Here is a 23,060-nt window from a genome sequence, read left to right on the forward strand (position 1 = left end):
AGTGCTTGCTGCGTGAGCGAACGCGAGCGGTCGGCCCCTTCCAGTCCCACCCGATGGATTTGGTCGCGGTTGCTGCTCCGGTGGATCGCCAGCGAGCGAAGACCGCCGGGCGATCCCCAGTGCTGGGCGCGCCCGATTTTCCGCCGCGCTTCGCTCCCCAAATCGTTCTCAGGGAGGGACTTCGGAAGGGGACGACCGCTCCGGTCGCGCGGCTCGCTGCGCGCTTCGCTCGCTAGCGCTCGCTGCAGTGCTTATTCCGAAAGACTTCGCGCCGAGAGACTCGCTTCGCTCGGCTCACCGTCGCCGTGCTTCCCGGAGCGGGAGGGGGCTTCCGCAAGCGGTCGGGGTCCACCCAACTCCCACGCTCCAATTTGAGTTCCTCAGTAGTCGAAGCGGGCATTCCCGGAGACCGAATCCCGACGGTACGAACGAGAATAGCGATCCACCCGTCGCAAAAACCGCAACCACCAAACGGGATGCGACCGACTGTAGCGGTATGACGATCCTCGTCACCGGCGGAGCGGGCTTCATCGGCTCGAACGTCGCCCAGGGCCTGCTCGATCGCGGCCACGAGGTGGTGGTGCTCGATCCGCTCGATCCCTACTACGACGTCGGGATCAAGGAGCACAACATCGAGCTGTGCCGCGAGATGGCGCCCGAGCGCTTCGACTACGTCGACGGCTCGATCACGGACCAGTCCGTGGTCGACGACCTGTTCGCCGAGCACGAGTTCGAGTACGTCTACCACGAGGCCGCGCAGGCGGGCGTACGGACGAGCGTCGAGAACCCGCTGAAGCCCCACGAGATCAACACGACGGGGTTCCTGCACGTGCTCCAGGCTGCCGATGAGCACGACACCGAGCGCGTGATCAACGCCTCGTCCTCGTCGGTCTACGGCCGGCCGGATTACCTGCCCTACGACGAGGAGCACCCGAACTACCCGAAGAGTCCCTACGGCGTGACGAAGCTCACCGCCGAGCACTACGGCAAGGTCTGGACGGACGTCTACGACCTCCCGGTCGTGAACCTTCGCTACTTCACGGTCTACGGCCCGCGGATGCGCCCGAACATGGCCATCTCGAACTTCGTCTCCCGCTGTCTGAACGGGAAGCCGCCGGTCATCTACGGCGACGGCGAGCAGACGCGCGATTTCACCTACGTCGACGACGTCGTCCGGGCGAACTGCTCGCTGCTCGAGACCGACGCCGCCGACGGCGAGGACGTGAACGTCGGCTCGACGGACAACATCACGATCACCGAGCTCGCCGAGCACGTGATCGACGTTACCGGCGCCGACGTCGAGATCGTCTACGACGAGGCGAAGGAGGCCGACGCCCGACATACCCACGCCGACGTGTCGAAGGCACGCGAGCTACTCGACTACGAGCCCACGACGGACATCCGCGAGGGCGTCGAGCAGTTCGTCGACTGGTACCAGGCGAACCGGGAGTGGTACGAGCCGCTCGTCATGGACTCCTGAAGACGGGCGCTCATTCTCGACGGCCGTAGCTCGGAAAACGGATCCTCAGAGCAACGACGTCCCGGCGTCGAGCAGGAACACCCCACCGAACCCGGCGAGCACGACGGCAGAGATGCCAGCGACGATCGGGCCAGCGCGATCGCTGCGCTCGCCCAGTGCGGCCACGGTCGCCGGGTAGCCGGTGATCCAGACGCCGATGCCGCCGAAGAAGCCGACCAGCAGTGCGACGCTTCCGGTCTCGACGACCAGCGATCCGGGACCGCCGATGGCCGCCGTCGCGTCCGCGAGCCACGCCGCGTGGGCGAAGACGTCGAGCGTGCCGGAACGGAGCAATCCGACGCCGACGGTCAGCCAGAAGACGATCTGGTAGGGGTTCGTCAGCGAGAGCGCGAGCGCCTTCCGGAACCCGGTGCTCGATCCCGCGTCGCTGGGAGTCGGCGGTGCGTCGGCAACCTCACCGGAATCCCGATCGTCGACGCCATTCGGTGGTGGACCGTCGCCCTCGGTCGTTCGCGCCTGCTCATCGCGCACGCTCCTGGCCGCGTCCACGGCAAAGACGCACATGAGGAGTCCGCCGATGCCCACCATCACCGCCCGGAGCGTCGGAGCGTGCTGGACGACTTCGACGACGCCAACGAACGCCAGCACGCAGAAGATCGCGTCGCCGGTCATCGCACCGAGGCCGGCTTTGACGCCCGCTGGCCAACCCCGGCGAACGCTCTCCTCCGCAATGACGGCATTCATCGGGCCGGGCGGCGCGGCCATCGCGAGGCCGAAGGCGACGCCGACGAGTAGCGAGGTCGCGAGCGACACGCTCGTGGCGATGGATCGCTGTGAGAAAAGCGCGTCGGGCGCATCGTGCGAGTTCTCGACACGCCCGGGCAGGGCGCGTTCGAACGACGCCACGGTGGCGCCCCGATCCGTATTGTCGACCGCCATAAACAGGGATCACCTATACACGTCGGCTATGCGAATGAGGGGCCATGCGTCGCACTGTGACCGACCGACCCCTCGCATCGACGACCGTCGAAGACAGTTCGTCGACGAGCGTCGCCGTCTGTGAACTGGTAAGCAGGGTTTCGGACACGCCGGTTCGGGACCTGCCACCACTGGAGGCTGCGATCGACGCAGACTGCCTGAACGGCGTCTTCTCGGGCGAATCCGCCGACGGTCACCTCAGCTTCCAGTTCGCGGGCTACGACGTGGTCGCTCGGTCCAGTGACACGGTCGAGGTGTACACCGAAGCAACGGTGACTACCTGAGGGACCAGCTTACAGCGTTTACTGCCACCAGAACAACGAACTCACACGACGAGTCGCCGTACTCGATCCCCACAGGGCCAGCCCACCGGGATGCGCCTCAACAGTTAACAGTCGTCCGCGAATAGCTTCGAAGAATGACCCTCCACCACTCCCGATCTGACGACGGCTCCGTCGTCGAAGTCGAGTTCACGATCACGGAGCCGGTCTACCCGTTCGTGTCGATCGCCCAGCGAGAGAACTGTGAGATCACCCTGGAAAAGCAGCTTCCGCGCGACGACGGACGGCAAGTCGAGTACTTCAGCGTGGCAGGGGCGGATCCCCATCGCGTCGTCGATACGCTGGCCGACCGCGACGATCTCAGCGCGCGCGTTCTGGTCGACGAGGACGGGCTGGGGCTCGTCGAGATCACCGTCGACGAGGGCTGTCCAGCGCAGTATCTCGCAAACCACCGCGCCATCCCCACGACCGTCGAAGGGACGCCGGCCGGCGGGAAGATCGTCGCGGAGGTCATGCCCGCGGACGATCCGGGGGCGCTCGTCGACGCGTTCGAGACCGAGCACGCCGTCGAACTGGTCGCCAAGCGCACCCGTACAAAACCGACGCCGCTGCTCTGTGAGTCCGAACTACAGACGGCGATCCTCGACGACCTCACCGACCGTCAGCGAGAGGTGCTCCAGACGGCCCACGAAGCCGGCTACTACCAGCGTCCGCGCGGAAAGACCGGCGAGGAGATCGCGGCCGACCTCGGCATCTCCCCGACGACGTTCCAGGAGCACGTCCGTGCCGCCGAGCGCAAGATCGTGACGTTCCTCGTCGACGACCGGACCTGAGGGTGTACACCCGCCGCTTGAACGGACGGACTCTCCCGAGCGAGCGCCGACCAGTTCCGCCCCGGAACCCACATCGTTTTGCCGCCGAGCCGTCTGCCCACGGACATGGACGCAGCGGAGGGGATCGTCGGCGAGTTCGCGACCCTCAAGCGGGAGTCGGGAGCGGACGTGCTCGCGATGCAGGTCGGCGACTTCTACGAGTTCTTCGGCGAGGACGCGGAGCTGGTCTGCCGGGAGCTGGACCTCAAGCAGACCTCGAAGTCCTCCGGCGGCGAGTCGTACGCGATGGCGGGCGTGCCGCTCTCGGAGCTGACGCCGTATCTCCAGGCGCTCGTCGAGCGGGGCTACCGCGTCGCCGTCGCGGACCAGCGAGACGAGGGGGGCGACCACTCCCGCGAGCTCACTCGCGTGGTCTCGCCGGGCACGCTCCTCTCGACGACGGACGCCGACGCCCGCTACCTCGCGACCGTCGTCGAGGAGACCGACCGGTACGGCGTCGCGCTCGCGGACGTCACCACTGGGCAGTTCTACGTCACCGGCGTCGGCGGCGACCTCGGCGACCTGCTCGCCGAACTCGCCAGATTCGATCCCGTGGAGGTGCTACCCGGGCCCGATCTGCGGGAGGACGACGAGGCGATCGCGACGCTCCGGAACGACCTCGGGGCCACGCTGACGTTGCACGAGGCCGAGGCGTTCGCGCCTGGCGCGGCCGCCCACCGCCTCCGCGAACAGTTCGGCGACGGCGCGGTCGAGAGCGTCGGACTGGAGGAGGCCGCGCCCGCGGTCCAGGCCGCCGGCGCGACGCTGGACTACGTCGAGACGACCGGCGCTGGCGTACTCGCTTCCTTTACTCGGCTCCAGCGCTACCGCGACCGCGAGCACGTCGCACTCGACGCCACGACCCAGCGGAACCTCGAACTGACCGAGACGATGCAGGGCGACCGCGAGGGGTCCCTGCTCGCGACGATCGACGAGACCGTCACCAGTCCGGGCCGCCGCCGGCTCGGCGAATGGCTGGCTCGCCCACGACGCGATCGGGAGACGATCGAGACGCGCCTCGACGCCGTCGACGCGCTCGGGGCCTCCGCGCTCGCACGCGAGCGACTGCGCGAGGAGCTCTCTGAAGCGTCGGACCTCGCACGGCTCGCGAGTCGGGCTACCCACGGCAGCGCCGACGCCAGCGATCTCCTGCGCGTACGCGACGCACTCGGCGTCCTTCCCGCCGCCGAGGCGGTGATCGAGGACGACGCGACGCTCGCCGACTCGCCGCTGCCGGCGATTCTCGAACGACCCGACCGCCAGGCCGCCGCCGACCTCCGCGCCGAACTCGACGCCGCGCTCGCGGAGGAGCCCCCGGCGTCGCTCTCGGAGGGCGGGCTGATCGCCCGAGGCTACGACGACGAACTCGACGGTGTCGTCGAGCGTCACGAAGCCGCACTCGAGTGGATCGACGGGCTGGAAGACCGCGTCGGCGAGGAACTGGGGCTCACCCACGTCACCGTGGATCGCAACGCCACCGACGGCTACTACGTCCAGGTCGGGAGCTCCGAGGCCGACCAGGTACCCGAGCGGTTCCGCCAGATCAAGTCCCTGAAGAACCACGACCGGTTCGTCACCGAGGAGCTGGAGGAACGCGAGCGCGAGATTCTGCGCCTCGAGGACGAGCGCGCCGAACTGGAACGCGAGCTCTTCGAGGAGATCCGGGAGACCGTCGCGAACGAGGCCGCACTGCTCCAGGACGCTGGCCGCGCGATCGCGACCGTCGACGCGCTGGCCTCGCTGGCCACCCACGCCGCCGAGCAGGGCTGGGTCCGGCCCGAACTCGGGCCCGAAGGCGGTCCCGTCGAGATCGAGCGCGGGCGCCATCCGGTCGTCGAAACCACGACGCAGTTCGTTCCCAACGACGCGAGTCTGGGCGATGACCGCCGCTTCGTCATCGTCACGGGCCCGAACATGAGCGGGAAATCGACGTACATGCGCCAGACGGCGCTGATCGTCCTGCTCGCGCAGGTCGGGAGCTTCGTGCCCGCCGACGCGGCCGATATCGGCCTCGTCGACGGCATCTACACCCGCGTCGGCGCACTCGACGAGCTGGCCCAGGGTCGCTCGACGTTCATGGTCGAGATGCAGGAGCTCGCGAACATCCTCCACTCCGCGACCGAGGAGTCCCTCGTCATTCTGGACGAGGTCGGCCGCGGCACCGCGACCTACGACGGCATCTCGATCGCGTGGGCGGCAACGGAGTACCTCCACAACGAGGTCGGCGCGAAGACGCTCTTCGCCACCCACTACCACGAACTCACCACGCTCGCCGACCACCTCGATCGCGTCGCGAACGTCCACGTCGCCGCCGAGGAGACCGACGGCGAGGTGACGTTCCTGCGGACCGTTCGTGAAGGTCCGACCGATCGTTCTTACGGGATCCACGTCGCCGACCTCGCGGGCGTGCCCGAACCCGTCGTCGATCGCTCCAGCGACGTGCTCGATCGGCTCCGCAAGGAGAATGCGATCGAGGCGCGAGGTGGCAGCGGGGGTGGCGACGGTGAGCCTCAGCAGGTCGTCTTCGACGTCGGGAGCGGAGAGCTGCGGACCGCGAGCGCGGACGGTGGTGAGGCGAGCGGGGCGAGCCGATCCTCGTCCGCGCGCAACGCTGACGGTGGACAGGGAGTGGCGAACGCGGGGAAGCGGTCGCGGGAACCCGACGCGTCCGAGCAGTCCGACCCCGACGAGGACGCCGGCGACGCCAGCGAGCGGCTCGATCCCGAGACCCAGGCCGTCCTCGCGGAGCTGACCGAGGTCGACGTCGACGAGACCGCACCCGTCGAACTCCTGGCGAAGGTGCAGGAGTGGCAGGAATCCCTCGAGGAGTCCTGATTCACGGCGAAACGACCGGTCGCCCTCGTCCGGAGTCACGACCGTGTAGCTGTGGCGACAAACAAAGATCGGGTGGAACGCTCAGGCTTGAGAAATACCGGTGATTAGACCGTGGCTAGTCCGTGCAGCAACACTGGACGGCCCCGCTGCTCCGGGTGGGCGGCTCGGAGCGCTCGGGCCGGGAGGCGATCGTCTCGCCACACTCCGGACACTCGTAGTCGGTGAACTCGGTGTGGACCTCGTGGATCCAGTCGCCGTCGACGTTCGATTCGTGCCCGCAGGCCGGACAGATCAGGGTCGCCTTGGGAGGGGCCGTGACGGGCCGTTTTGTGGAGGGACTCATTGTTCCTTCTATGGGCTCGAAGGGGATAAGCGGGCGGACCTGGATCACATTGCCATTTGAGGGCATTCAATGGTGGTGCTGGTGTGTTTGGTCGGGGTCGTGGGAGACAACTGGAACCACCGCCAGTCGCCAACGCATGCCCCTCCCCGTCCCAGCCCGCGGGAGTTTTGGTCCCCCGGAGCCAGCGAGCATACGTGACCGAGGACGCCGACGACGTGGACGATCCCGGGCAGCCGTCCGTGCCCGACGACACCGAGATCCAGCCGCTCGATCAGGACACCATCGCCAAGATCGCGGCAGGAGAGGTCGTCGAGCGTCCGGCGTCCGTCGCCAAGGAACTCGTGGAGAACGCCATCGACGCCGGCGCGAGCCGGGTCGAGGTGGCGGTCGAGAACGGCGGGCTCGACCGCGTCGAGGTGCGTGACGACGGCGTGGGAATGGCCGAGTCCGACCTCCGGGCCGCGGTGCGCGAGCACACGACGAGCAAGCTCACCGACGCCGACGAACTCGAATCTGTGAGTACGCTGGGCTTCCGCGGGGAGGCGCTGCACACGATCGGCGCGGTGGCGAATCTCGAACTGATCGCCAAACCGAATCCAGGCCCCAGCGACGACGCTGCCGGCACCGCGCCGGACACCGGCACCCGTCTCATCTACCGCGGCGGCGACGTCGAGACCGTCGAGCCAGCGGCCCACCCCGGCGGGACGACCGTGATCGTCACGGACCTCTTCCACAACACGCCGGCGCGCCGGAAGTACCTCTCCGAGCCCGCGACGGAGTTCCGGCACGTCTCGCGCGTTGTGGGCCGGTACGCGCTCGCGAACCCTGACGTCGCGATCTCCCTGACTCACGACGGCCGGGAAGTGTTCGCGACGACCGGCGACGGCGATCGCGTCGCGGCGATCATGGCAGTGTACGGCCGCGAGGTCGCCGAGTCGATGATCGACGTCGACGTCGAGCCCGACACCGATGCAGTCGCGCGGGTCCACGGCCACGTCAGCGAGCCCGAGACCACCCGCGCGAGCCGGGAGTATCTCGCGACGTACGTCAACGACCGCGCAGTGGCCAGCGATACGGTGCGCGGTGCGATCGTCGAGGCCTACGGCCGGCAGCTCTCCGCGGAGCGCTACCCCTTCGCGGTGCTGTTCGTGGACATCCCGCCCGGCCGCGTCGACGTGAACGTCCATCCCCGGAAACAGGCCGTGCGCTTCGACGAGGAGGGTGCGGTCGAGGACGCGGTGACGGACGCCGTTCGGGACGCGCTGCTCGACGCGGGGATCGTCCGCGCGTCCGCGCCGCGCGGCGCGTCCGAGCCCGCTGAGACCTCGGTTCCATCGGACGATAGTGGTCCTGGTGGTGGGGATCCGGCGTCGACGACTGGATCCGCGGACGACGCGAACGGCGAACGCGAACGAACGGATGCCACAAGCCCGCAGTCCACTGATCCCGACGGCACCGCGCCGGCATCTACCGACACCGAGAGCGGAACCGATCCGGCGTCCGCTGGGGGAGCCACAAAGGGGTCCGCTCAGTCTGTAGACGCAGCTTCCGACGCCGCTTCGGCCGGGGGCGCGGCTCCCGACGCCGTTCCGGCCGACGACGCCGATTCGTCGACGGCCGCTGGCGGAAGGACGGATGGCGACGAGCCCGAGGCCACGACCGCCGCGACGGACGGAACCGCGACCGATGAGGTGGAGAGCGTGATCGCCGACACGCTCGGCGATCCCAGCCGCTCTGACACGCCACAGGCTGGCGACTGGACCGACCAGCTCGGCGCTCGCGTCGAACCGTCGGTCACCGCGACCGACCAGCGCACGCTCGATGGCGAGTCGGTCTCGGCCAGGAGCACCGAGTTCGACCGGCTGCCGCCGCTACGAGTCCTCGGCCAGCACGCGGACACGTACCTCGTCGCGGAGGGGCCCGACGGCCTGCTCCTGATCGATCAGCACGCCGCCGACGAGCGGATCCACTACGAGCGGCTCCGCGAGGCCGTGGACTCCGGGACGGCGCAAGCGCTCGCCGATCCCGTCGAGCTCTCCCTGACGCCGACGGAGGCGGAAACCTACGACGAGTACGCGCCCGCGCTACGCCGGCTCGGCTTCCACGCCGACCGCGAGGAGCGGACGCTGACCGTGCGGAGCGTGCCGACCGTCCTCGGCGAGACGCTCGATCCGAACGCGATCCGGGACGTCTTCGGCTCGCTGCTGGCCGGCGGCGACGGCGAGGGCACCGTCGAGGCGATGGCCGACGAACTGCTAGGTGATCTCGCCTGCGCGCCGGCGGTCAAAGGCAACACCTCGCTGACGGAGGGGTCGGTGACCTCCTTGCTCTCGGCGCTCGACGACTGCGACAATCCGTTCGCGTGCCCGCACGGGCGGCCGACGATCGTCCGCATCGACGGCGACGAACTCGCCGATCGCTTCGAGCGAGACTATCCGGGCCACGGGAGCCGGCGGGACTGAGTTACGGCGAAACGCTGCGTCGCCGACGAGGCTCTCGCCGCTGTGCACTTCTGCTCCCGGAGAGGAAGACCTATGGGGCCCCGGTCCCGAGCGTCGACCATGAGTGGCAGTGGAAAGAACAGCGGCGGCCTGATGTCCAGTGCCGGGCTCGTTCGGTACTTCGACTCCGAGGACAACGACGCGATCCGGATGGATCCCAAGAGCGTGATGGCGTTTGGCATCCTGCTGGGCGCGTTCGTCCAGACGCTGACGATCGTCTACTGAGCCCCGTTTCTGGCAGCCCCGCTTCGTTCGGTGCGCGTCGCCCGGTGAGCGACGCGTCCTCTGCCCGGTTCGTCGTGGAGCCGTCCGTCGTGCTTTTGTCCACCGCGCCACTCCGATTCGACGATGACGATCACCGCCGGCGTCGTCGCCGTCCAGGGCGACGTCGCCGAACACGTCGCCGCAGTCGAGCGGGCTGGCGCATCCCTCGGCCAGGAGGTCCGCGTCGAGGAAGTCCGTACCGCTGGCGTCGCCCCCGACTGCGACGCGCTCCTCATGCCCGGCGGCGAATCCACGACGATCTCGCGGACGATCCACCGCGAGGGGATCGCCGACGAGATCCGCGAGCACGCCGCCGCGGGCAAGCCGATTCTCGCGACCTGTGCAGGGCTCATCGTCTGTTCGCGAGACGCGCGCGACGACCGCGTCGAGGAACTCGGGCTGGTCGACGTCGCCGTCGAGCGCAACGCCTTCGGTCGCCAGAAGGACAGCTTCGAGGCAGCGCTCGACGTCACCGGGCTCGATTCGCCGTTTCCCGCGGTGTTCATCCGCGCGCCGGCGATCGACGAGGTCGGCGCCGACGCGGAGGTGCTCGCGACGGTACAGGACCGCCCCGTCGCAGTCCGGGACGGGCCGATCGTCGGGACCTCCTTCCATCCCGAACTCACCGACGACTCCCGGATCCACGACCTCGCGCTGTTCGAACCGCTGGCGGCCGACGCGTAGGGCTCCGTCGCCGCTTCGGTCCGGCTGGCAACCGCGCGACGGCCTGCAGTAGAGCGGGTCGCCGTTCGTGGGGACTTTTGCACGTGGCGACCGTCGGTATCGGCATGAACGCCGAGATCGACGCCGTTCGCGTGGCGGGGACGCCACAGGGCCCAGTCCCGGTCGTTGTACTCGCCGTCGACGACGAGGACGACGTCGTCCCCATCTTCGTCGGATTCGAGGAAGCCCGCTCGATCGCTCGCGGGCTCGACGCCACCGACATCGGGCGCCCGCTGACCCACGACCTGTTGCTCGACGTGATGGAGGAACTCGGCGGGAAAGTGAACCGCGTCGTCGTCAGCGAGGTCACCGAGGAGGGCACCTACATCGCCGACCTCCACGTCGACACGCCCCGCGACGGCGTCGTGATCGACGCCCGTCCGAGCGACTCGATGGCGCTGGCTGCCCGGACGAACGTGCCGATCGAGATCGCCGAGTCCGTCTTCGAGGAAGGCCGCCAGGACGCAGCGGAGTTCGAAGAACTCGAGGACATTCGAGAGCTCCGCGAAGAGGCCTGAGCGCGCTGGTTCGTCGTCCGTTCCTGTGGAGCGCTCCTGATCGATTCGACTACTGAGGAAATCAGTTTCGAACCGCGGAGTGAGCTGGACCGCGACCGCCTTCGGAAGCCCCCTCCCGCTCCGGTCGCGCGGCTCGCTGCGCGCTTCGCTCGCTAGCGCTCGCTGCAGTGCTTACGTCGCCGTGCTTCCCGGAGCGGTCGGCCCCTTCCGGAGTCCACCCTGAGAACGGCTCGGGGAGCGAAGTGCGGCGGAAAGTCGGGCGCGCGAAGCACTGGGGATCGCCCGCTAGCTTCCGCTCGCTGGCGATCCACCGGAGCGACGACCGAGGCCACATCCACCGGGTGGGACTGGAAGGGGCCGACCGCTCGCGTTCGCTCGCGAAGTAAGCACTGGAACGAGCGACCAACGGGAGCGATTGAAGCGCGCAGCGAGCGAGCGGGCGCGAGCGGGAGGGGGCTTCCGAAGCGGTATGCTGTCCTAGTCACTCCGCGGCCAGCTAGTGATTTCCTCAGTAGTCGAGGATGGCACTCCGCAGACGAGGGACAAAAACAATGGTACTGGCGCCGAACAGATGCGCCACCGTGAGCGATTTCCTCACGCCCAGTTTCGATTTCGAGTGGAGCCCGGCGCTCCAGGGCGCGGCCGTCACCGCCGTCTGCGGGTCCGTCGCGGTGTTGGCGTTCGGACGACCGGGCTGGCTGTTCCCGGCGAGCATCCTCGGTGGGGCGGTCGCGGGCCTGCGCGGGAGCTACTACTCCCAGTCGGCGGCGAACGGGTTCGTGGCGGTCGCGCTGGGGCTGCTCGCGCTCCTGCCGGCGCTGTTCACCTTCCGGGCGGCCTACCTCACCGCCTTCCCACGCGCGGGATCGAGCAACGTCGAGTTCGTCTTCCTGGGCTCGATCGGGGCGATGGCGGATCTCGCGCTCCGCGGCCCGCTCATGCTCTTTCTCGGCTACGTCAGCGCGGCGCTCGTCAGTCGAGTCCAGAGCGCTCCCGAGGCGTCACCACGGCGCGGGTAGGTGACGGGCCGGCGGGCACCGTGCGGTCCGCGACGGCGTCAGTCGTCGGCAGCGGGATCGCCGCCCTCGGCGTCTGTGCCCGTGGTGGCAGCCTCGCTCCCGTCGTCACCGTCCACGCGGTCCCGGACGAGCCGCATCCGCTCGGGGATCGGCGGATGGCTCTGGGTGAAGGCGGCGTACCAGGGATGGGGAAAGGGGTTCGCGAGGTTCTCGCTGGCGAGCGTCGCGAGCGCGCCGACCATTGGCTCGGCCTCGCCGAGCTGGTCGACGGCGTAGCCGTCGGCCTCCCGCTCGTGCGCGAGGGAGAGCTGGTTCAGGAGTGGCGCGGTCAGCTCCAGCAGCGGGTAGACGAAGAGCAGGGCGACCACGAGGTGGGCGTACGTCGCCTCGGCGGGAAGATCGAACAGCTCGGGAAGCCAGTCGGTGCCGAGCAGCCAGCCGAGGGCCGCGAAGACGACGCCCATCTGGAGGGCGCTGGCGCCGACACGCTGCCAGATGTGGTTGAACTTCCAGTGGGCGAGCTCGTGGGCGAGGACGCCCTCCAGCTCCCGGGTCGAGAGCTCCTCGAGGAGCGTGTCGAACAGAACGACGCGCTTCGTCGAGCCGAAGCCGACGAAGTAGGCGTTGAGGTGGGTCGATCGCCGGCTCGCGTCCATCGTGTAGATGCCAGACGCGGAGAACCCGGCACGCTCGAAGAGATCCTCGATCGCCTGTCGCACCTCGTCGTCGGCCAGTGGCTCGAAGTCGTTGAACAGCGGCGCGATCACCCGGGGATAGAGGATCTGCATCACGAGCCCGACGCCGACGACGAGCGCCCAGCCCGCGCCGACCCAGACCGGCGTCGCGAACGCCTCGATCAGCCAGAAGAGCACGCCCGCGATCGGCAGGAGCAGTGCGAGGCCGATCGCCAGTCCGAGTAGCTGATCCTTGATCCAGAGCCGCGGCGACTGCTCGTTGAACCCGAAGTTCTCCTCGATGGCGAACGTCGAGTACGCCGAAAACGGCGCGGCGACGATGCGCTGGGCGAGAAGCAGGCCGGCGACGAAGGCGACGCCCTGGAGGACCGGCCCGAGCCCCGCGTCCGCGAGGAACTCGACGGCCCCGGTGAACACCCCGGCGTAGAGCGCGCCCAGCAGGAGCACCAGGCTGACCCACGTCTGTAGCAGGGAGGCGCCCGTCCGAGCGCGCTGGTAGCCGAGCAGTTCCGCGGGCTCTTCGACGTCGAGTTCGGCGGCGAGCCAGTCGGCGTTCTCGTGGACTGCCCGACGGCCGTGCCGGACGTTCAGGACCGAGAGAGCGCTGTAGAGCGCGGTCGTCCCGACGAGCAGGCCGACGAGGACGACGTGTGCGGCGAGCATACTGGCGTTCTTGCGTGCGAGCCGGGAAACTGCTGCGATTCTGGAGATGGATCCGGAATCCTACGCAGTGAATCTCGGCGTACCTCACGAGGACAGCCTCGAAAGCCCCGGCCAGCTACGCTCCCGCGGCTCGCTGCGCGCTTCGCTCGCTCACGTCCGTTCGCTCGCTGCAGTGCTTACTTCGCCGGGGTTCGCGTAGCTGGCCGCCCCTTTCAGCCCCACCCAGCTTGTTTGGACGAGCCTCCTGGGTGGGACTGAAAGGGGCCGCGCTCTCGACGAAGGACGACGATGCAAGCACTGCAGCGAGTGAGTTGCGCGAACGAGCGAAGCGCGCAGCGAGGCGCCCGAGTCGAGAGCGCGGGGGCTTTCGAGGCTGTGATTGCGGCACAGACGATCGCTCGATGTGGAGCACCACAAGCTACTCGCTAGAAACCGGCGGCGAGAACGAACGGGAGCGAACGGAGCTGATCTGCGAGCCGTGCTGGGCGCGACCAAACCAATCGAGTTCCCTAACTGTGGATTCCCATCGCCTCGATCTGCTCCTGGTACCGATTGCGGATCGTGACCTCGGTGACCTGCGCGACGTCGGCGACCTCGCGCTGGGTCTTCTTCTCGTTACAGAGCAGGGATGCCGCGTAGATCGCCGCGGCAGCGTAGCCGGTCGGGGACTTCCCGGAGAGGAGCCCTTCCTCGGCGGTCTTCTCGATGATCTCGTTGGCCTTGGACTGGACCTCCTCGCTGAGTTCGAGCTCCGAGCAGAAACGGGGAACGTACTTCTTGGGATCGACGGGTTTCATCTCGAGGCCGAGCTCCTGGGAGATGTACCGATAGGTCCGGCCGATCTCCTTGCGCTCGACCCGTGAGACTTCCGAGATTTCCTCGAGGCTTCGCGGGATGCCCTCCTTCCGGCAGGCCGCGTAGAGCGCCGCAGTGGCCACGCCCTCGATCGACCGGCCGCGGATGAGGTCCTCCTTGAGCGCGCGGCGGTAGATCACGGAGGCGACCTCGCGCACCGAGCGCGGAACGCCCAGCGCGGAGGCCATCCGGTCGATCTCGGACAGCGCGAACTGGAGATTGCGTTCGCCGGCGTCCTTCGTGCGGATCCGTTCCTGCCACTTCCGCAATCTGTGCATCTGGCTACGCTTCTTCGAAGAGATCGAGCGGCCGTAGGCGTCCTTGTCCTTCCAGTCGATGGTGGTCGTCAGGCCCTTGTCGTGCATCGTCTGGGTGGTCGGCGCGCCCACCCGCGATTTCTCCTGACGCTCCTGGTGGTTGAACGCTCGCCACTCGGGGCCGGGGTCGATTTGCTCCTCCTCGACGACCAGCCCACAGTCGTCACACACGAGCTCGCCCCGGTCGGAACTCTTGACGAGATCCTCCGATCCACACTCGGGACACTCCCGTACGGTCTCTTCCTCAGAAGATTGCTCCGACTCGCGCTCCCGTTGGCGGGTAGACCGTGTCATCGCATTTTTATAGTAGTTCCTTTCTCACAGTTAAACCCTTCGCCGGTATGCGTCGCCTATCGAGAGGTCACAATTCCAGCGTCTGCGGCCACCGGACCGCCGTCCGTGCCATTGCCGTGCGCATTCTGACGCCCGAACGGAAACGTTTTCAGCCAGAACCCCTCACCTGCGCTCAATGCCCGTACTGGAGTGCGACGTGGAGCGCGCGCGAGCGCAGCTCGCCGACGCCGGCGCGACCGTCGAGCCCGGCAACACCGAGCACGAGCACTGGCGCGCGACGCTCGGGGAGGCGACCGCGGTAGCCTACGACGACAAGGTCGTGATCCAGGGCGCGCGGCCCACCGACGTCCAGGCCGTCCTGGCAAACGGCGGGAGCGACGACAATGGCGGCACCGCAGAGATCTACTTCGACGGCGCGAGCCGGGGGAACCCCGGCCCGGCCGCGATCGGCTACGTGGTCGCGACCGACGACGGAATCGTCGCCGAGGGCGGCGAGACCGTCGGCCGGACGACGAACAACCGTGCGGAGTACGAGGCGCTGATCCGGGCACTCGAGGTCGCGAGCAACTACGGGTTCGACGACCTCGAAGTCTTCGGCGATTCGGAGCTCGTGCTCAAACAGATCCGCGGCGAGTACGACGTGAACGTGCCCGAACTCCGCGAGCGCCGCGTGCGCGCGATGGAATTGCTCGACGCGTTCGAGGAGTGGACCCTCCAGCACGTGCCTCGCGAGCTCAACGACCGTGCGGACGCACTGGCCAACGAGGCGCTCGACGATGCCTGAGGAGAGCGACCACGACGTCGAGGGGGTCGAGGAAACCGGGGAGCAGGCCGACGCCGATGCCACCGACGCCGCGGACGACCCGTTCGATCGCCGGGTCGCGCCGTACTCCGGCGAGACGGACGTGGCGGTCGATCCCGTCGAACCGCCCGAACGCGAGGAGACAGAATCGATCGAGCCGGACCTCCCCGAGGCGACGATCGAGGAGGCCGAGCGACTCACCCGCCTCGCCCGGCGAGTGCCCGACGACGCCGAGGCCGAGAGCTACCGCGACCGGCGCGCCGACCTGCTCGCGGAGTACGACTACGCCGCGATGATCCGGGACGACGGCGACGCGGCCGGTACGAACGACGCGCCGACGCTCGTCTGTCACCCGATCGAGTGGCGCGACGACGAGGGGGCCATCGATCCCGCTCGCATCGACGAGATCGACCGCGCCGCCGACGTCGAACTCGGCGGCGCTGGCGATCCCGAATCGTGGGACGCCGTCGCGGAACGCAACGAGGCCGTCGTCGAACAAGTGCGCGATGCCCACGGCGACCGCCACGCCGCCAACGCCGAGGCTTTGGCCGAATTCGTCTCGAACCACCACGCGAAACCGATCGCCGCGGTGACGGCCGCGGAGCTGCGGTGGTTCCGCGAGGAGTACTACTCGCGGAACGTCTGGCCGACCGACGAGCAGGCAGCCGCGCTCGACCAGTCGATCGCGTACGTGTACGAGGAGCTTGACGTACCGATGCCCACGGACGAATCAGCGGAGTGATTCCGGCAGCGGTCGGCGGAGGAAATGCTCGGTATTGATCGGGGAAGACAGCAGTCGTCGCTGGAGAGAGGACGACGGAGGCCGCAGGAGGGCGGGATTCGGTTCGGGGAGCGGCGCTGGCTACGAGTCGAGCGCGTCGTCGACGATGGATCGAATCTCTTCGGCACGGCCGTCGTCCGTGACGATGCGTTCGAGCGACCAGCGAACCTGATCGAGCACGGCGGCGTACCCCTCCTCCGTCAGCTCGTACTGGTTCGTCCGCTTGTCGAGTTCGCTCTTGGCCACGAAGTCGAGCTCGACGAGATCGTCGAGGTTCGGGTAGAGCCGGCCGTGGTTGACTTCGTCGTCGTAGTAGGCTTCGAGCTCCCGCTTGATCGCGAGCCCGTACATCGGCTCCTCGGCGAGAATCGTGAGTATGTGACGCTGGAACGCAGTCAGATCGCGTGCCTTCGAACCGTCGACCGCCTGGGCCTCTGACATAGATGCACTGTTGTGAGCACATTACTTAATATTCGTGTTTGGGACAAGACGGGGGTTCGGCCATGGTCGGTGGAACCTGAGTAGACTCACCTCTGGCGTATTCGTCGCCACAGCGAACGGTCGCCATCGTGATAGATGAGTGACGGATTCGGCAGGTCGGCCCCGAGATAGGGGCCAGTGCGGCCCGGTTCGCCCGCCTCGCTCGACGCGTCGACGCAGCCAGCTGCGGGCAGTCCGGCAGGCACCGACCGACTGGAAGCAATGGCCGGCAGCAGTCGGCGGCGCCCACAGTTCTCCGCGACGTTTCCCCGACGGAGCGCGATGAAAAGGTCTATCTGGAAACTGGGCCGAGACACGCCCGCATGGTCAACCTCTGGGAAGACCTCGAGACGGGCCCGAACCCGCCCGAGGAGATCTACGCGGTCGTGGAGTGCCTCAAGGGCGAGCGGAACAAGTACGAGTACGACAAGGACGTCCCCGGTGTGGTGCTCGATCGAGTGCTGCACTCGAACGTCCACTACCCGAGCGACTACGGCTTCCTCCCCCGATCGTACTACGACGACGAGGACCCCTTCGACGTGCTCGTCCTCGTCGAGGACCAGACGTTCCCCGGCTGCGTGATCGAGGCCCGCCCCGTCGCGCTGATGGGCATGGACGACGACGGCGAGCAGGACGACAAGGTCATCGCGGTGCCCACGGAGGATCCCCGCTACGATCACGTCCAGGACGTCGACGACCTCACCGACCAGCAGAAGGCCGAGATCGCCGAGTTCTTCGAGACCTACAAGAACCTCGAGGAGGGCAAGGAAGTCGAGACGCTGGGCTGGGAGGACGCCGACGCCGCCAAGGACGCCATCGAGCACTCGATGGATCTCTACGACGAGAACTTCGACAGCCCCCGGAACTGAGACGCGACGTCACCGCACTTTCTGCAGTCACGCCCGGCGCGAGCAGCCGCTGGCGTGGCGGTGGACAGCTACCCCCGCTCTCGTGCTAATGTTTTGCCCGCCGCTGGCGCGGCGGTAGGGCAGCCACCACCCCGCGCTCGTGCTAGTGCCTTGCCCGCCGCTGGCGCAGCGGGCTCGCCGAACGCCACCGTTTTCTCGGGGGATTCCTAACGGTCGTCCATGAACCAGCCACACGTCGTGGGCGCGGGCATGACCCGCTTCGACGCCCACGATCGACCGCTGGCGGAGCTGTTCGGCGAGGCGGCGTTCGCCGCGATCGACGACGCCGGCGTCCCGACCGACGCGATCGACGCGTTCTACCTCGGCAACGCGATGGGCGGCCAGATCGAGGGCGCGAGCCACCTCGCACCCCAGCTCGCCAGTCACGTCGGGCTCGCCGGGATCCCCTGCCAGCGCTTCGAGGACGCCTGTGCGACCTCCTCGAACGCGTTCAAGCACGCCGTCCAGGCCGTGGAGTCCGGCCGCCACGACGTCGTCCTCGTCGGCGGCGTCGAGCGCTGCACCCCCGAGACCGGGCTCGAGACCGCCGAGATGACGACCCAGTTCGCGACGGCGATGCACGAGCACTACGAACAGCCCGTCGGCCTCTCCTTCCCGGGCGTGTTCGGACTGCTGACCGACCGGCACATGCACGAGTACGGGACGACGGAGGAACAGCTCGCGGAGGTCGCCGTGAAGAATCACTACCATGGAAGCCTCAACCCTGACGCCCAGCACGGCCGCGAGATCACCGTCGAGGAGGTCCTCGACAGCCCCGTCGTCGCGTCGCCGTTCCGGCTCTACGACTGCTGTCCGTTCAGCGACGGCGCGTCGGCGGTCGTCGTCGCCAGCGAGGACGTGGCGACCGGTGAGACCACGGAGATGGACGCGACGGGCGAGGGGGCTGACTCCGAGCCGATCGCCGTCCGCGGCGTCGGCCACGCCACTGACGTCGTGCCGATCGCGGACAAGGCCGACCCCGGCGTCACGCAGGCCGCTCGCGACGCGGCGGCGGAGGCCTACGACGCGGCGGGGATCGGCCCCGACGACGTCGACGTCGTCGAGCTCCACGACTGCTTCACCGGCGCGGAGATCCTGGCGACGGAGGCGCTGGGCTTCTTCGAGGACGGCGAGGGCGGGCCCGCCGCGGCGGCAGGGCGCACGTCCCTCGGCGGCGAGCTGCCGGTCAACCCCAGCGGCGGGCTGAAGGCCAAGGGCCATCCCATCGGCGCGACCGGCACCGCCCAGATCGTCGAGCTCGTCACGCAGCTCCGCGGCGACGCGGGCGAGCGCCAGGTCGACGGCGCCGAGATCGGGCTCGCGCACAACCTCGGCGGGGACACTGCGACGACCGTCGTCAGCGTCCTGGAGGCGGGAGCATGACGACGCTCGAAAATCGGCCGGGCCAGACGGACCCGAGCTACGCCGAGTGGCGCCAGCACCTCTGGGAGGATCAGGTGCTGCTGGGCCAGCGCTGCCACGACTGCGGCCACGCCACCGCCGCGCCGAAGGCCGCCTGCGCCCAGTGTGGCTCCCGGGCGATCGAGCGCATCGACCTCCCGACGGCGGGCGAGGTCTACGCGCGCACCCGGATCGAGATCGCGCCCGCCGAGTTCGAGGGCCCCTACACCGTCGCGCTGGTGGACCTCGGCGACGCGCGGGTGCTCGCGCGGCTCACCAGCGAGCGCGAGATCGGCGAGACCGTCGAACTGACGGACGTGTACGAGGGCGATCGCGGCCCGGCGCCGGTGTTCGGCTGAGCGTCGCGGTTCGACGGCCCCGACCGCGGGCAGCTCCGTTTCGCCGAGTTGCAGACTCGGCAACTCGGCGATCCTTTTGTGCATGGGCAGCGCTACGTATCGATCGCATGTCGACCCTCTACAAGTTCCAGACCCTCTCGCCGACCGCGCAGCTCGTCGTCCTGACGGCGATCCTCGACCCGTTCGGTCTCGCCGCCGGCTACCTTCTCGGCCCGACGGCCGGCTTCGAACCGTTCATGGGCGCGGTCGTCGGCGTCGCGATCACGTCGACGATCACGTCGCTGTGGTTCGTCGCCAGGCAGACCTGAGTCGGGGCTGGCGATACACCGACGCTGGTTCGACACCCTTAATTGCCGAGCCCGATTTTCTACGACTGCGTGGGACCGTAGGGTAGTGGTATCCTCGGCGCATGGGGTGCGTCGGACCTGAGTTCAAATCTCAGCGGCCCCACTTCCACATTTTACGAGGCGCGGCTCTGCGAGCTGCGCCTCGCAAATACTTGGGGAAAAGAGCTCTGCGTCCGCGTGAGCGGAGCGAGCGCGGGCTCGGAAGACGAGTTTCACGAGGCTTCGGGTGCTCACTTCGTTCGCGGCGCCTGTGCAAATCGACAGGGAAGTTGGCTTGCGGAAGCGCATCCTGATTCGAGATTGGAGAATGGTCTTTTGAGGGGCTAACAGACCCGATACGCGATCAACTCCCACAAGGGTTACCTGCTCAAGAGACGTAACCATCGGAAATGGCCGATGGTTTTTCGGTTGAATACGACGACCCGGAGGACCTCCCTCCAGTAACGTTCGGGGAGATTTTCGATTCCGAGTCCATCGAGCGGTATCCCGAGAAGCGCATCGTCATCGTCGATGGAGAGGCGAGGTTAGATCCGTTTGCAGAGTTCGCAACGGACTGATTTTGGAGGGCCGATACACCACGAAGCAGTACCAGCCGTCGTGCCGCCGGGGCTTCTCGAGATAGGTCGAGATAGCTTGAAATTGCCCGGCTGTCCGTCCTGTGCCCGGTCCACGTGGATTTTATCTCGGCGGGCGTGCCGTTCCGGAAGGTCACGTCGCCCCAGCTCGAGCGCTCCAGGTCGAAGCGACGCTTCGCGGCCATCCGCTTCTCACAGTCGCCATCGAAATGTCGAATTCAACGGGAGAACGGCATGACAGTAGTAGAAAAACGAGCTACTCGTCGCGCTCCGAGTCCGGGAGTAGATCGCGAACCCGGTCAAACGCGGCTTCGATCCGGCCGGGCATCCGCTCGTACTCGTCGTCGCTCACAGATCGCTCTCGGCGTTCACTCCGGTCCATCGTCCAAACCACGTACTGCCAATTGCGCGTACTCGATCAAATGTCTTCGGCATAGGACAACTCGGTACAGCGACACCACCCATCGCAAACCGATGATCCTCCCCTTCCCACAGCACTATCCGATTTCGGTGCGACCTCCCGCCCATGAACCCCGACGTCGACGCCTTCGGCTCCCGCCGCTCGACCGTCTACGCGCCCGAGGGGATCGTCGCGACCAGCCAGCCACTCGCCGCGGAGGCCGGCGTCGAACTGCTCCGGCAGGGCGGCAACGCCTTCGACGCCGCGGTCGCCACCGCCGCGGCGCTGAACGTCGTCGAGCCGACGTCGACGGGGCTGGGCGGCGACGTGTTCGCGCTCTACAGAACTGCCGACGGCGAGGTCGGTGCGATGCGGGCCTGCGGCGGTGCACCGGCTGACGCCACGATCGAGAACGTCCGGGAGGCCGTCGCGGCGGGTCACGGCGACGACGAGCAAGCCGAGGTCACGGATCCCGACGCGGTCACGATGCCGGAGTTCGGCCCGCACGCCGTCACCGTTCCGGGGACCGCGCGAGGCTGGGAGGCGACGGTCGATGAGCTGGGTCACCTGGCGTTCGCCGAGACGCTCCAGCCCGCGATCCGGTACGCCACGGAGGGCTACCCCGTAACTGAGGTCGTCTCTGCGCAGTGGCAACACGGCGAGGATCGTTTCACCGACGAGCACGCCCGCGAAGCGTACCTCTTCGACGGCGAAGCGCCGGCGGTCGGGCAGGCGGTCACCCTTCCGAAGCTCGGCCAGTCCCTGGAAACCATCGCGGCGGAGGGCGCCGACGCCGTTTACGAGGGCGCAATCGGCGAGGAGATCGCGGCAGAAGTGCAATCCCAGGGCGGGTTCCTCACGACCGAGGACCTCGCGGACTTCGAAGTCGAGTGGCCCGAGCCCGTCGCCACGGAGTACCGCGGCGCGGAGATCTACGAGCTCCCGCCGAACAACCAGGGACTGCTCGCCCTGGAAGCAATCAACCTCGCGAGCGAGATCGACGCCGGCGAGCATCCCTACGACTCCGCCGAGCGCGTCCACGCCTTCGCCGAGGCGATGAAGCTCGCGTTCGTGGACGGCCACCACTACGTCACCGATCCCACGTTCGAGAACGTGCCCAATCTCGCCGCGAACTCCTACGCGGCCGAGCGCGCAAACGAGATCGGCGAGACGGCGATCGAGGATGCCGAGATCGGGTTCCCGAGGGAGGTCGGCGGCGCGAACGGCGACGGCGCCGGAGGCGGAGGCGGAGCGGGCGCGGGGCACGATCCCGCCGAAGACGCGGACACGGCCCTGCTCTGTACCGCCGACGCAGAGGGCAACGTCGTCGCCTTCATCAACTCCCGCTTCCACGGCTTCGGCTCCGGACTCGTCGCCGGCGACACCGGGATCGCCCTCCAGAACCGCGGCGCGTCCTTCTCGCTCGATCCCGACCACCCCAACAGCCTCGAACCAGGCAAGCGCCCCTTCCACACGCTGATCCCCGCCGTCGCGAAGCTCGACGAAGACGACTGGGCGGCCTTCGGCGTCATGGGCGGCTACATGCAGCCCCAGGGCCACCTGCAGGTGCTCTCGAATATCCTCGACTACGGCATGCCCCTGCAGGCGGCCCTCGACGCCCCGCGCTGGCGCTACCGCGAGGACGGCAGCCTGGCTCTCGAGGAGCGCATGCACGACGGCGTCCCGACGAAACTCGTCCGGAAAGGGCACGACGTGGAGATCCTTCCGCCCGCGCTCTTCGGCGGCGCACAGATCGTCCGGAACGACGGTGGGGTGTTGTCCGGTGCGACGGAGCCGCGGAAGGACGGGCAGGTGTCGGGGTACTGAGCTCGGATGGCGGCTGGGAGGCTCGCCCGGTGAGTGGCGCAGTATCGAACGATCAAGATTGTGCTTAGTCCGGAGTTCTTGCGCTACTCGACTACTAGGGAACTCATGTGGTTACGGAGTGACTTGGGCAGCGAACCGCCACGGAAGCCCCCTCCCGCTCGACGATCCTAACTCGTTGCGCTCCTCGGCTCGCTCCGCTCACCTGCGGTGCTTACGTCGTTACGATCGTCGAGCGGTCGGCCCCTTCCGGAGCCCCACCCAGGCAGTTTGTCGAAGGGGCCGATGCCCCGGTGGGATGCGGTGGCGCGCGTTTCGCGGGTGCGTCAGCACCCGGGTAGCGTGCGAGGGACGACCGAGCGTACGCGAGGGAGGAGGTTGGGGAGGACTGAGGTTGCGGTGCGGTGGGTGGGACTTCGAAAGGGGCAGGGCGGTCGGCTGTCCCCGGGCGAAGTTAGCACTGGACCGACTGAGCGGATGTGAAGGAGGGAAGCGCGCAACGAGCCCCGGGATATCGAGCGCTCTGGGGCTTTCGGAGGCGGCTG

General features: G+C 68.1%; 23 protein-coding genes, 1 tRNA gene and 1 pseudogene. 18 read left to right on the forward strand and 7 right to left on the reverse strand.

Translation table 11 applies throughout. From position 1 onward, the window contains the following. Positions 1-496: 496 nt before the first annotated feature. Positions 497-1,480: a GDP-mannose 4,6-dehydratase gene (locus tag ACZ5KP_RS04165; protein WP_460920190.1), complete on the forward strand. Its 984-nt coding sequence runs from the start codon at positions 497-499 to the stop codon at positions 1,478-1,480. Between the two features lie 45 nt (positions 1,481-1,525). On the opposite strand, the gene ACZ5KP_RS04170 is transcribed toward ACZ5KP_RS04165, so the two are convergent. Then, complete coding sequence (locus ACZ5KP_RS04170) at positions 1,526-2,293, reverse strand: LysE family translocator (RefSeq protein WP_460920192.1); 768 nt, start codon at positions 2,291-2,293, stop codon at positions 1,526-1,528. A gap of 182 nt (positions 2,294-2,475) precedes the next feature. On the opposite strand from ACZ5KP_RS04170, the gene ACZ5KP_RS04175 reads away from it, so the two are divergent. From ACZ5KP_RS04175 to mutS, 3 genes are all read left to right on the forward strand, one after another. Then, on the forward strand, positions 2,476-2,742 hold the full coding sequence (locus ACZ5KP_RS04175) for a HalOD1 output domain-containing protein (RefSeq protein WP_460920194.1): 267 nt from the start codon (positions 2,476-2,478) through the stop codon (positions 2,740-2,742). A 134-nt stretch (positions 2,743-2,876) separates the two neighbouring features. Next, on the forward strand, positions 2,877-3,572 hold the full coding sequence (locus tag ACZ5KP_RS04180) for a helix-turn-helix domain-containing protein (protein ID WP_460920197.1): 696 nt from the start codon (positions 2,877-2,879) through the stop codon (positions 3,570-3,572). Between the two features lie 105 nt (positions 3,573-3,677). Next, positions 3,678-6,446 carry a DNA mismatch repair protein MutS gene (mutS, locus tag ACZ5KP_RS04185; protein ID WP_460920200.1) on the forward strand — a complete coding sequence of 923 codons (2,769 nt, stop codon included), beginning with the start codon at positions 3,678-3,680 and terminating at the stop codon, positions 6,444-6,446. Positions 6,447-6,561: 115 nt separating this feature from the next. On the opposite strand, the gene ACZ5KP_RS04190 is transcribed toward mutS, so the two are convergent. Next, positions 6,562-6,789 (reverse strand): DUF8106 domain-containing protein, encoded by a 228-nt coding sequence (locus ACZ5KP_RS04190; protein ID WP_460920202.1) that lies wholly within the window; start codon positions 6,787-6,789, stop codon positions 6,562-6,564. A 194-nt stretch (positions 6,790-6,983) separates the two neighbouring features. Between ACZ5KP_RS04190 and mutL the strand changes: the two genes are divergently transcribed. The 5 genes from mutL to ACZ5KP_RS04215 all read left to right on the forward strand — a co-directional run bounded on the left by mutL (position 6,984) and on the right by ACZ5KP_RS04215 (position 11,814). Next, positions 6,984-9,251, forward strand: coding sequence for a DNA mismatch repair endonuclease MutL (mutL, locus tag ACZ5KP_RS04195; RefSeq protein ID WP_460920204.1), 2,268 nt, complete (start codon positions 6,984-6,986; stop codon positions 9,249-9,251). Between the two features lie 99 nt (positions 9,252-9,350). Continuing rightward, positions 9,351-9,515 (forward strand): preprotein translocase subunit Sec61beta, encoded by a 165-nt coding sequence (locus ACZ5KP_RS04200; RefSeq protein ID WP_460920206.1) that lies wholly within the window; start codon positions 9,351-9,353, stop codon positions 9,513-9,515. 123 nt (positions 9,516-9,638) lie between these two features. Then, positions 9,639-10,238: a pyridoxal 5'-phosphate synthase glutaminase subunit PdxT gene (gene pdxT / locus ACZ5KP_RS04205; RefSeq protein WP_460920209.1), complete on the forward strand. Its 600-nt coding sequence runs from the start codon at positions 9,639-9,641 to the stop codon at positions 10,236-10,238. A 104-nt stretch (positions 10,239-10,342) separates the two neighbouring features. Further along, on the forward strand, positions 10,343-10,795 hold the full coding sequence (locus ACZ5KP_RS04210) for a bifunctional nuclease family protein (protein ID WP_460920211.1): 453 nt from the start codon (positions 10,343-10,345) through the stop codon (positions 10,793-10,795). A gap of 581 nt (positions 10,796-11,376) precedes the next feature. Further along, the gene (locus tag ACZ5KP_RS04215; protein WP_460920213.1) at positions 11,377-11,814 is read left to right on the forward strand and encodes a hypothetical protein; all 438 of its coding nucleotides are present in this window, start codon (positions 11,377-11,379) and stop codon (positions 11,812-11,814) included. Between the two features lie 38 nt (positions 11,815-11,852). On the opposite strand, the gene ACZ5KP_RS04220 is transcribed toward ACZ5KP_RS04215, so the two are convergent. Both ACZ5KP_RS04220 and ACZ5KP_RS04225 read right to left on the reverse strand, forming a co-directional pair. Continuing rightward, positions 11,853-13,172 (reverse strand): M48 family metallopeptidase, encoded by a 1,320-nt coding sequence (locus ACZ5KP_RS04220; protein ID WP_460920215.1) that lies wholly within the window; start codon positions 13,170-13,172, stop codon positions 11,853-11,855. Between the two features lie 509 nt (positions 13,173-13,681). After that, positions 13,682-14,638 carry a transcription initiation factor IIB gene (locus ACZ5KP_RS04225; protein ID WP_460920217.1) on the reverse strand — a complete coding sequence of 319 codons (957 nt, stop codon included), beginning with the start codon at positions 14,636-14,638 and terminating at the stop codon, positions 13,682-13,684. A gap of 175 nt (positions 14,639-14,813) precedes the next feature. Here ACZ5KP_RS04225 and rnhA point away from each other — a divergent pair, with 175 nt between their 5' ends. Further along, complete coding sequence (gene rnhA, locus ACZ5KP_RS04230) at positions 14,814-15,422, forward strand: ribonuclease HI (RefSeq protein WP_460920220.1); 609 nt, start codon at positions 14,814-14,816, stop codon at positions 15,420-15,422. Further along, complete coding sequence (locus ACZ5KP_RS04235) at positions 15,415-16,182, forward strand: DUF7108 family protein (RefSeq protein ID WP_460920222.1); 768 nt, start codon at positions 15,415-15,417, stop codon at positions 16,180-16,182. The genes rnhA and ACZ5KP_RS04235 overlap by 8 nt, the downstream gene beginning before the upstream one ends. 120 nt (positions 16,183-16,302) lie before the next feature. On the opposite strand, the gene ACZ5KP_RS04240 is transcribed toward ACZ5KP_RS04235, so the two are convergent. Continuing rightward, positions 16,303-16,662 carry a PadR family transcriptional regulator gene (locus ACZ5KP_RS04240; RefSeq protein WP_460920225.1) on the reverse strand — a complete coding sequence of 120 codons (360 nt, stop codon included), beginning with the start codon at positions 16,660-16,662 and terminating at the stop codon, positions 16,303-16,305. A gap of 362 nt (positions 16,663-17,024) precedes the next feature. Between ACZ5KP_RS04240 and ACZ5KP_RS04245 the strand changes: the two genes are divergently transcribed. The 6 genes from ACZ5KP_RS04245 to ACZ5KP_RS04270 all read left to right on the forward strand — a co-directional run bounded on the left by ACZ5KP_RS04245 (position 17,025) and on the right by ACZ5KP_RS04270 (position 20,273). After that, on the forward strand, positions 17,025-17,570 hold the full coding sequence (locus ACZ5KP_RS04245) for an inorganic diphosphatase (protein WP_460920227.1): 546 nt from the start codon (positions 17,025-17,027) through the stop codon (positions 17,568-17,570). A 219-nt stretch (positions 17,571-17,789) separates the two neighbouring features. Continuing rightward, a complete protein-coding gene (locus tag ACZ5KP_RS04250) occupies positions 17,790-18,992 on the forward strand; it encodes a thiolase domain-containing protein (protein WP_460920229.1) in 1,203 nt (400 codons plus the stop codon). Beyond that, positions 18,989-19,369 carry a Zn-ribbon domain-containing OB-fold protein gene (locus ACZ5KP_RS04255; protein WP_460920232.1) on the forward strand — a complete coding sequence of 127 codons (381 nt, stop codon included), beginning with the start codon at positions 18,989-18,991 and terminating at the stop codon, positions 19,367-19,369. The genes ACZ5KP_RS04250 and ACZ5KP_RS04255 overlap by 4 nt, the downstream gene beginning before the upstream one ends. 107 nt (positions 19,370-19,476) lie before the next feature. After that, the gene (locus tag ACZ5KP_RS04260; protein ID WP_460920234.1) at positions 19,477-19,677 is read left to right on the forward strand and encodes a DUF8141 family membrane protein; all 201 of its coding nucleotides are present in this window, start codon (positions 19,477-19,479) and stop codon (positions 19,675-19,677) included. A 71-nt stretch (positions 19,678-19,748) separates the two neighbouring features. Next, a tRNA-Pro gene (locus ACZ5KP_RS04265) sits at positions 19,749-19,819 on the forward strand. A gap of 286 nt (positions 19,820-20,105) precedes the next feature. Further along, the gene (locus tag ACZ5KP_RS04270) at positions 20,106-20,273 is read left to right on the forward strand and encodes a hypothetical protein (RefSeq protein ID WP_460921138.1); all 168 of its coding nucleotides are present in this window, start codon (positions 20,106-20,108) and stop codon (positions 20,271-20,273) included. Between the two features lie 7 nt (positions 20,274-20,280). Here the strand turns inward: ACZ5KP_RS04270 and ACZ5KP_RS04275 are convergent. Both ACZ5KP_RS04275 and ACZ5KP_RS04280 read right to left on the reverse strand, forming a co-directional pair. Beyond that, positions 20,281-20,476: pseudogene (locus ACZ5KP_RS04275) on the reverse strand (hypothetical protein); the annotation flags it as partial. Positions 20,477-20,547: 71 nt separating this feature from the next. Beyond that, positions 20,548-20,685: a hypothetical protein gene (locus ACZ5KP_RS04280; protein WP_460920236.1), complete on the reverse strand. Its 138-nt coding sequence runs from the start codon at positions 20,683-20,685 to the stop codon at positions 20,548-20,550. Between the two features lie 132 nt (positions 20,686-20,817). Between ACZ5KP_RS04280 and ggt the strand changes: the two genes are divergently transcribed. Continuing rightward, positions 20,818-22,518, forward strand: a complete 1,701-nt coding sequence (gene ggt / locus ACZ5KP_RS04285; protein ID WP_460920238.1) for a gamma-glutamyltransferase — start codon at positions 20,818-20,820, stop codon at positions 22,516-22,518. Positions 22,519-23,060 lie beyond the last annotated feature (542 nt).

The sequence above is a fragment of the Salinarchaeum chitinilyticum genome (genome assembly GCF_055390775.1).

Bases quoted from the DNA above. Each gene is read 5' to 3' on its own strand.
- ACZ5KP_RS04165 (WP_460920190.1), top strand. From the start codon at position 497: ATGACGATCCTCGTCACCGGCGGAGCGGGCTTCATCGGCTCGAACGTC.
- ACZ5KP_RS04180 (WP_460920197.1), top strand. From the start codon at position 2,877: ATGACCCTCCACCACTCCCGATCTGACGACGGCTCCGTCGTCGAAGTC.
- mutS (WP_460920200.1), top strand. From the start codon at position 3,678: ATGGACGCAGCGGAGGGGATCGTCGGCGAGTTCGCGACCCTCAAGCGG.
- ACZ5KP_RS04190 (WP_460920202.1), bottom strand. From the start codon at position 6,789: ATGAGTCCCTCCACAAAACGGCCCGTCACGGCCCCTCCCAAGGCGACC.
- ACZ5KP_RS04200 (WP_460920206.1), top strand. From the start codon at position 9,351: ATGAGTGGCAGTGGAAAGAACAGCGGCGGCCTGATGTCCAGTGCCGGG.
- pdxT (WP_460920209.1), top strand. From the start codon at position 9,639: ATGACGATCACCGCCGGCGTCGTCGCCGTCCAGGGCGACGTCGCCGAA.
- ACZ5KP_RS04210 (WP_460920211.1), top strand. From the start codon at position 10,343: ATGAACGCCGAGATCGACGCCGTTCGCGTGGCGGGGACGCCACAGGGC.
- ACZ5KP_RS04220 (WP_460920215.1), bottom strand. From the start codon at position 13,172: ATGCTCGCCGCACACGTCGTCCTCGTCGGCCTGCTCGTCGGGACGACC.
- ACZ5KP_RS04225 (WP_460920217.1), bottom strand. From the start codon at position 14,638: ATGACACGGTCTACCCGCCAACGGGAGCGCGAGTCGGAGCAATCTTCT.
- rnhA (WP_460920220.1), top strand. From the start codon at position 14,814: ATGCCCGTACTGGAGTGCGACGTGGAGCGCGCGCGAGCGCAGCTCGCC.
- ACZ5KP_RS04235 (WP_460920222.1), top strand. From the start codon at position 15,415: ATGCCTGAGGAGAGCGACCACGACGTCGAGGGGGTCGAGGAAACCGGG.
- ACZ5KP_RS04240 (WP_460920225.1), bottom strand. From the start codon at position 16,662: ATGTCAGAGGCCCAGGCGGTCGACGGTTCGAAGGCACGCGATCTGACT.
- ACZ5KP_RS04245 (WP_460920227.1), top strand. From the start codon at position 17,025: ATGGTCAACCTCTGGGAAGACCTCGAGACGGGCCCGAACCCGCCCGAG.
- ACZ5KP_RS04250 (WP_460920229.1), top strand. From the start codon at position 17,790: ATGAACCAGCCACACGTCGTGGGCGCGGGCATGACCCGCTTCGACGCC.
- ACZ5KP_RS04255 (WP_460920232.1), top strand. From the start codon at position 18,989: ATGACGACGCTCGAAAATCGGCCGGGCCAGACGGACCCGAGCTACGCC.
- ACZ5KP_RS04260 (WP_460920234.1), top strand. From the start codon at position 19,477: ATGTCGACCCTCTACAAGTTCCAGACCCTCTCGCCGACCGCGCAGCTC.
- ACZ5KP_RS04270 (WP_460921138.1), top strand. From the start codon at position 20,106: ATGGCCGATGGTTTTTCGGTTGAATACGACGACCCGGAGGACCTCCCT.
- ggt (WP_460920238.1), top strand. From the start codon at position 20,818: ATGAACCCCGACGTCGACGCCTTCGGCTCCCGCCGCTCGACCGTCTAC.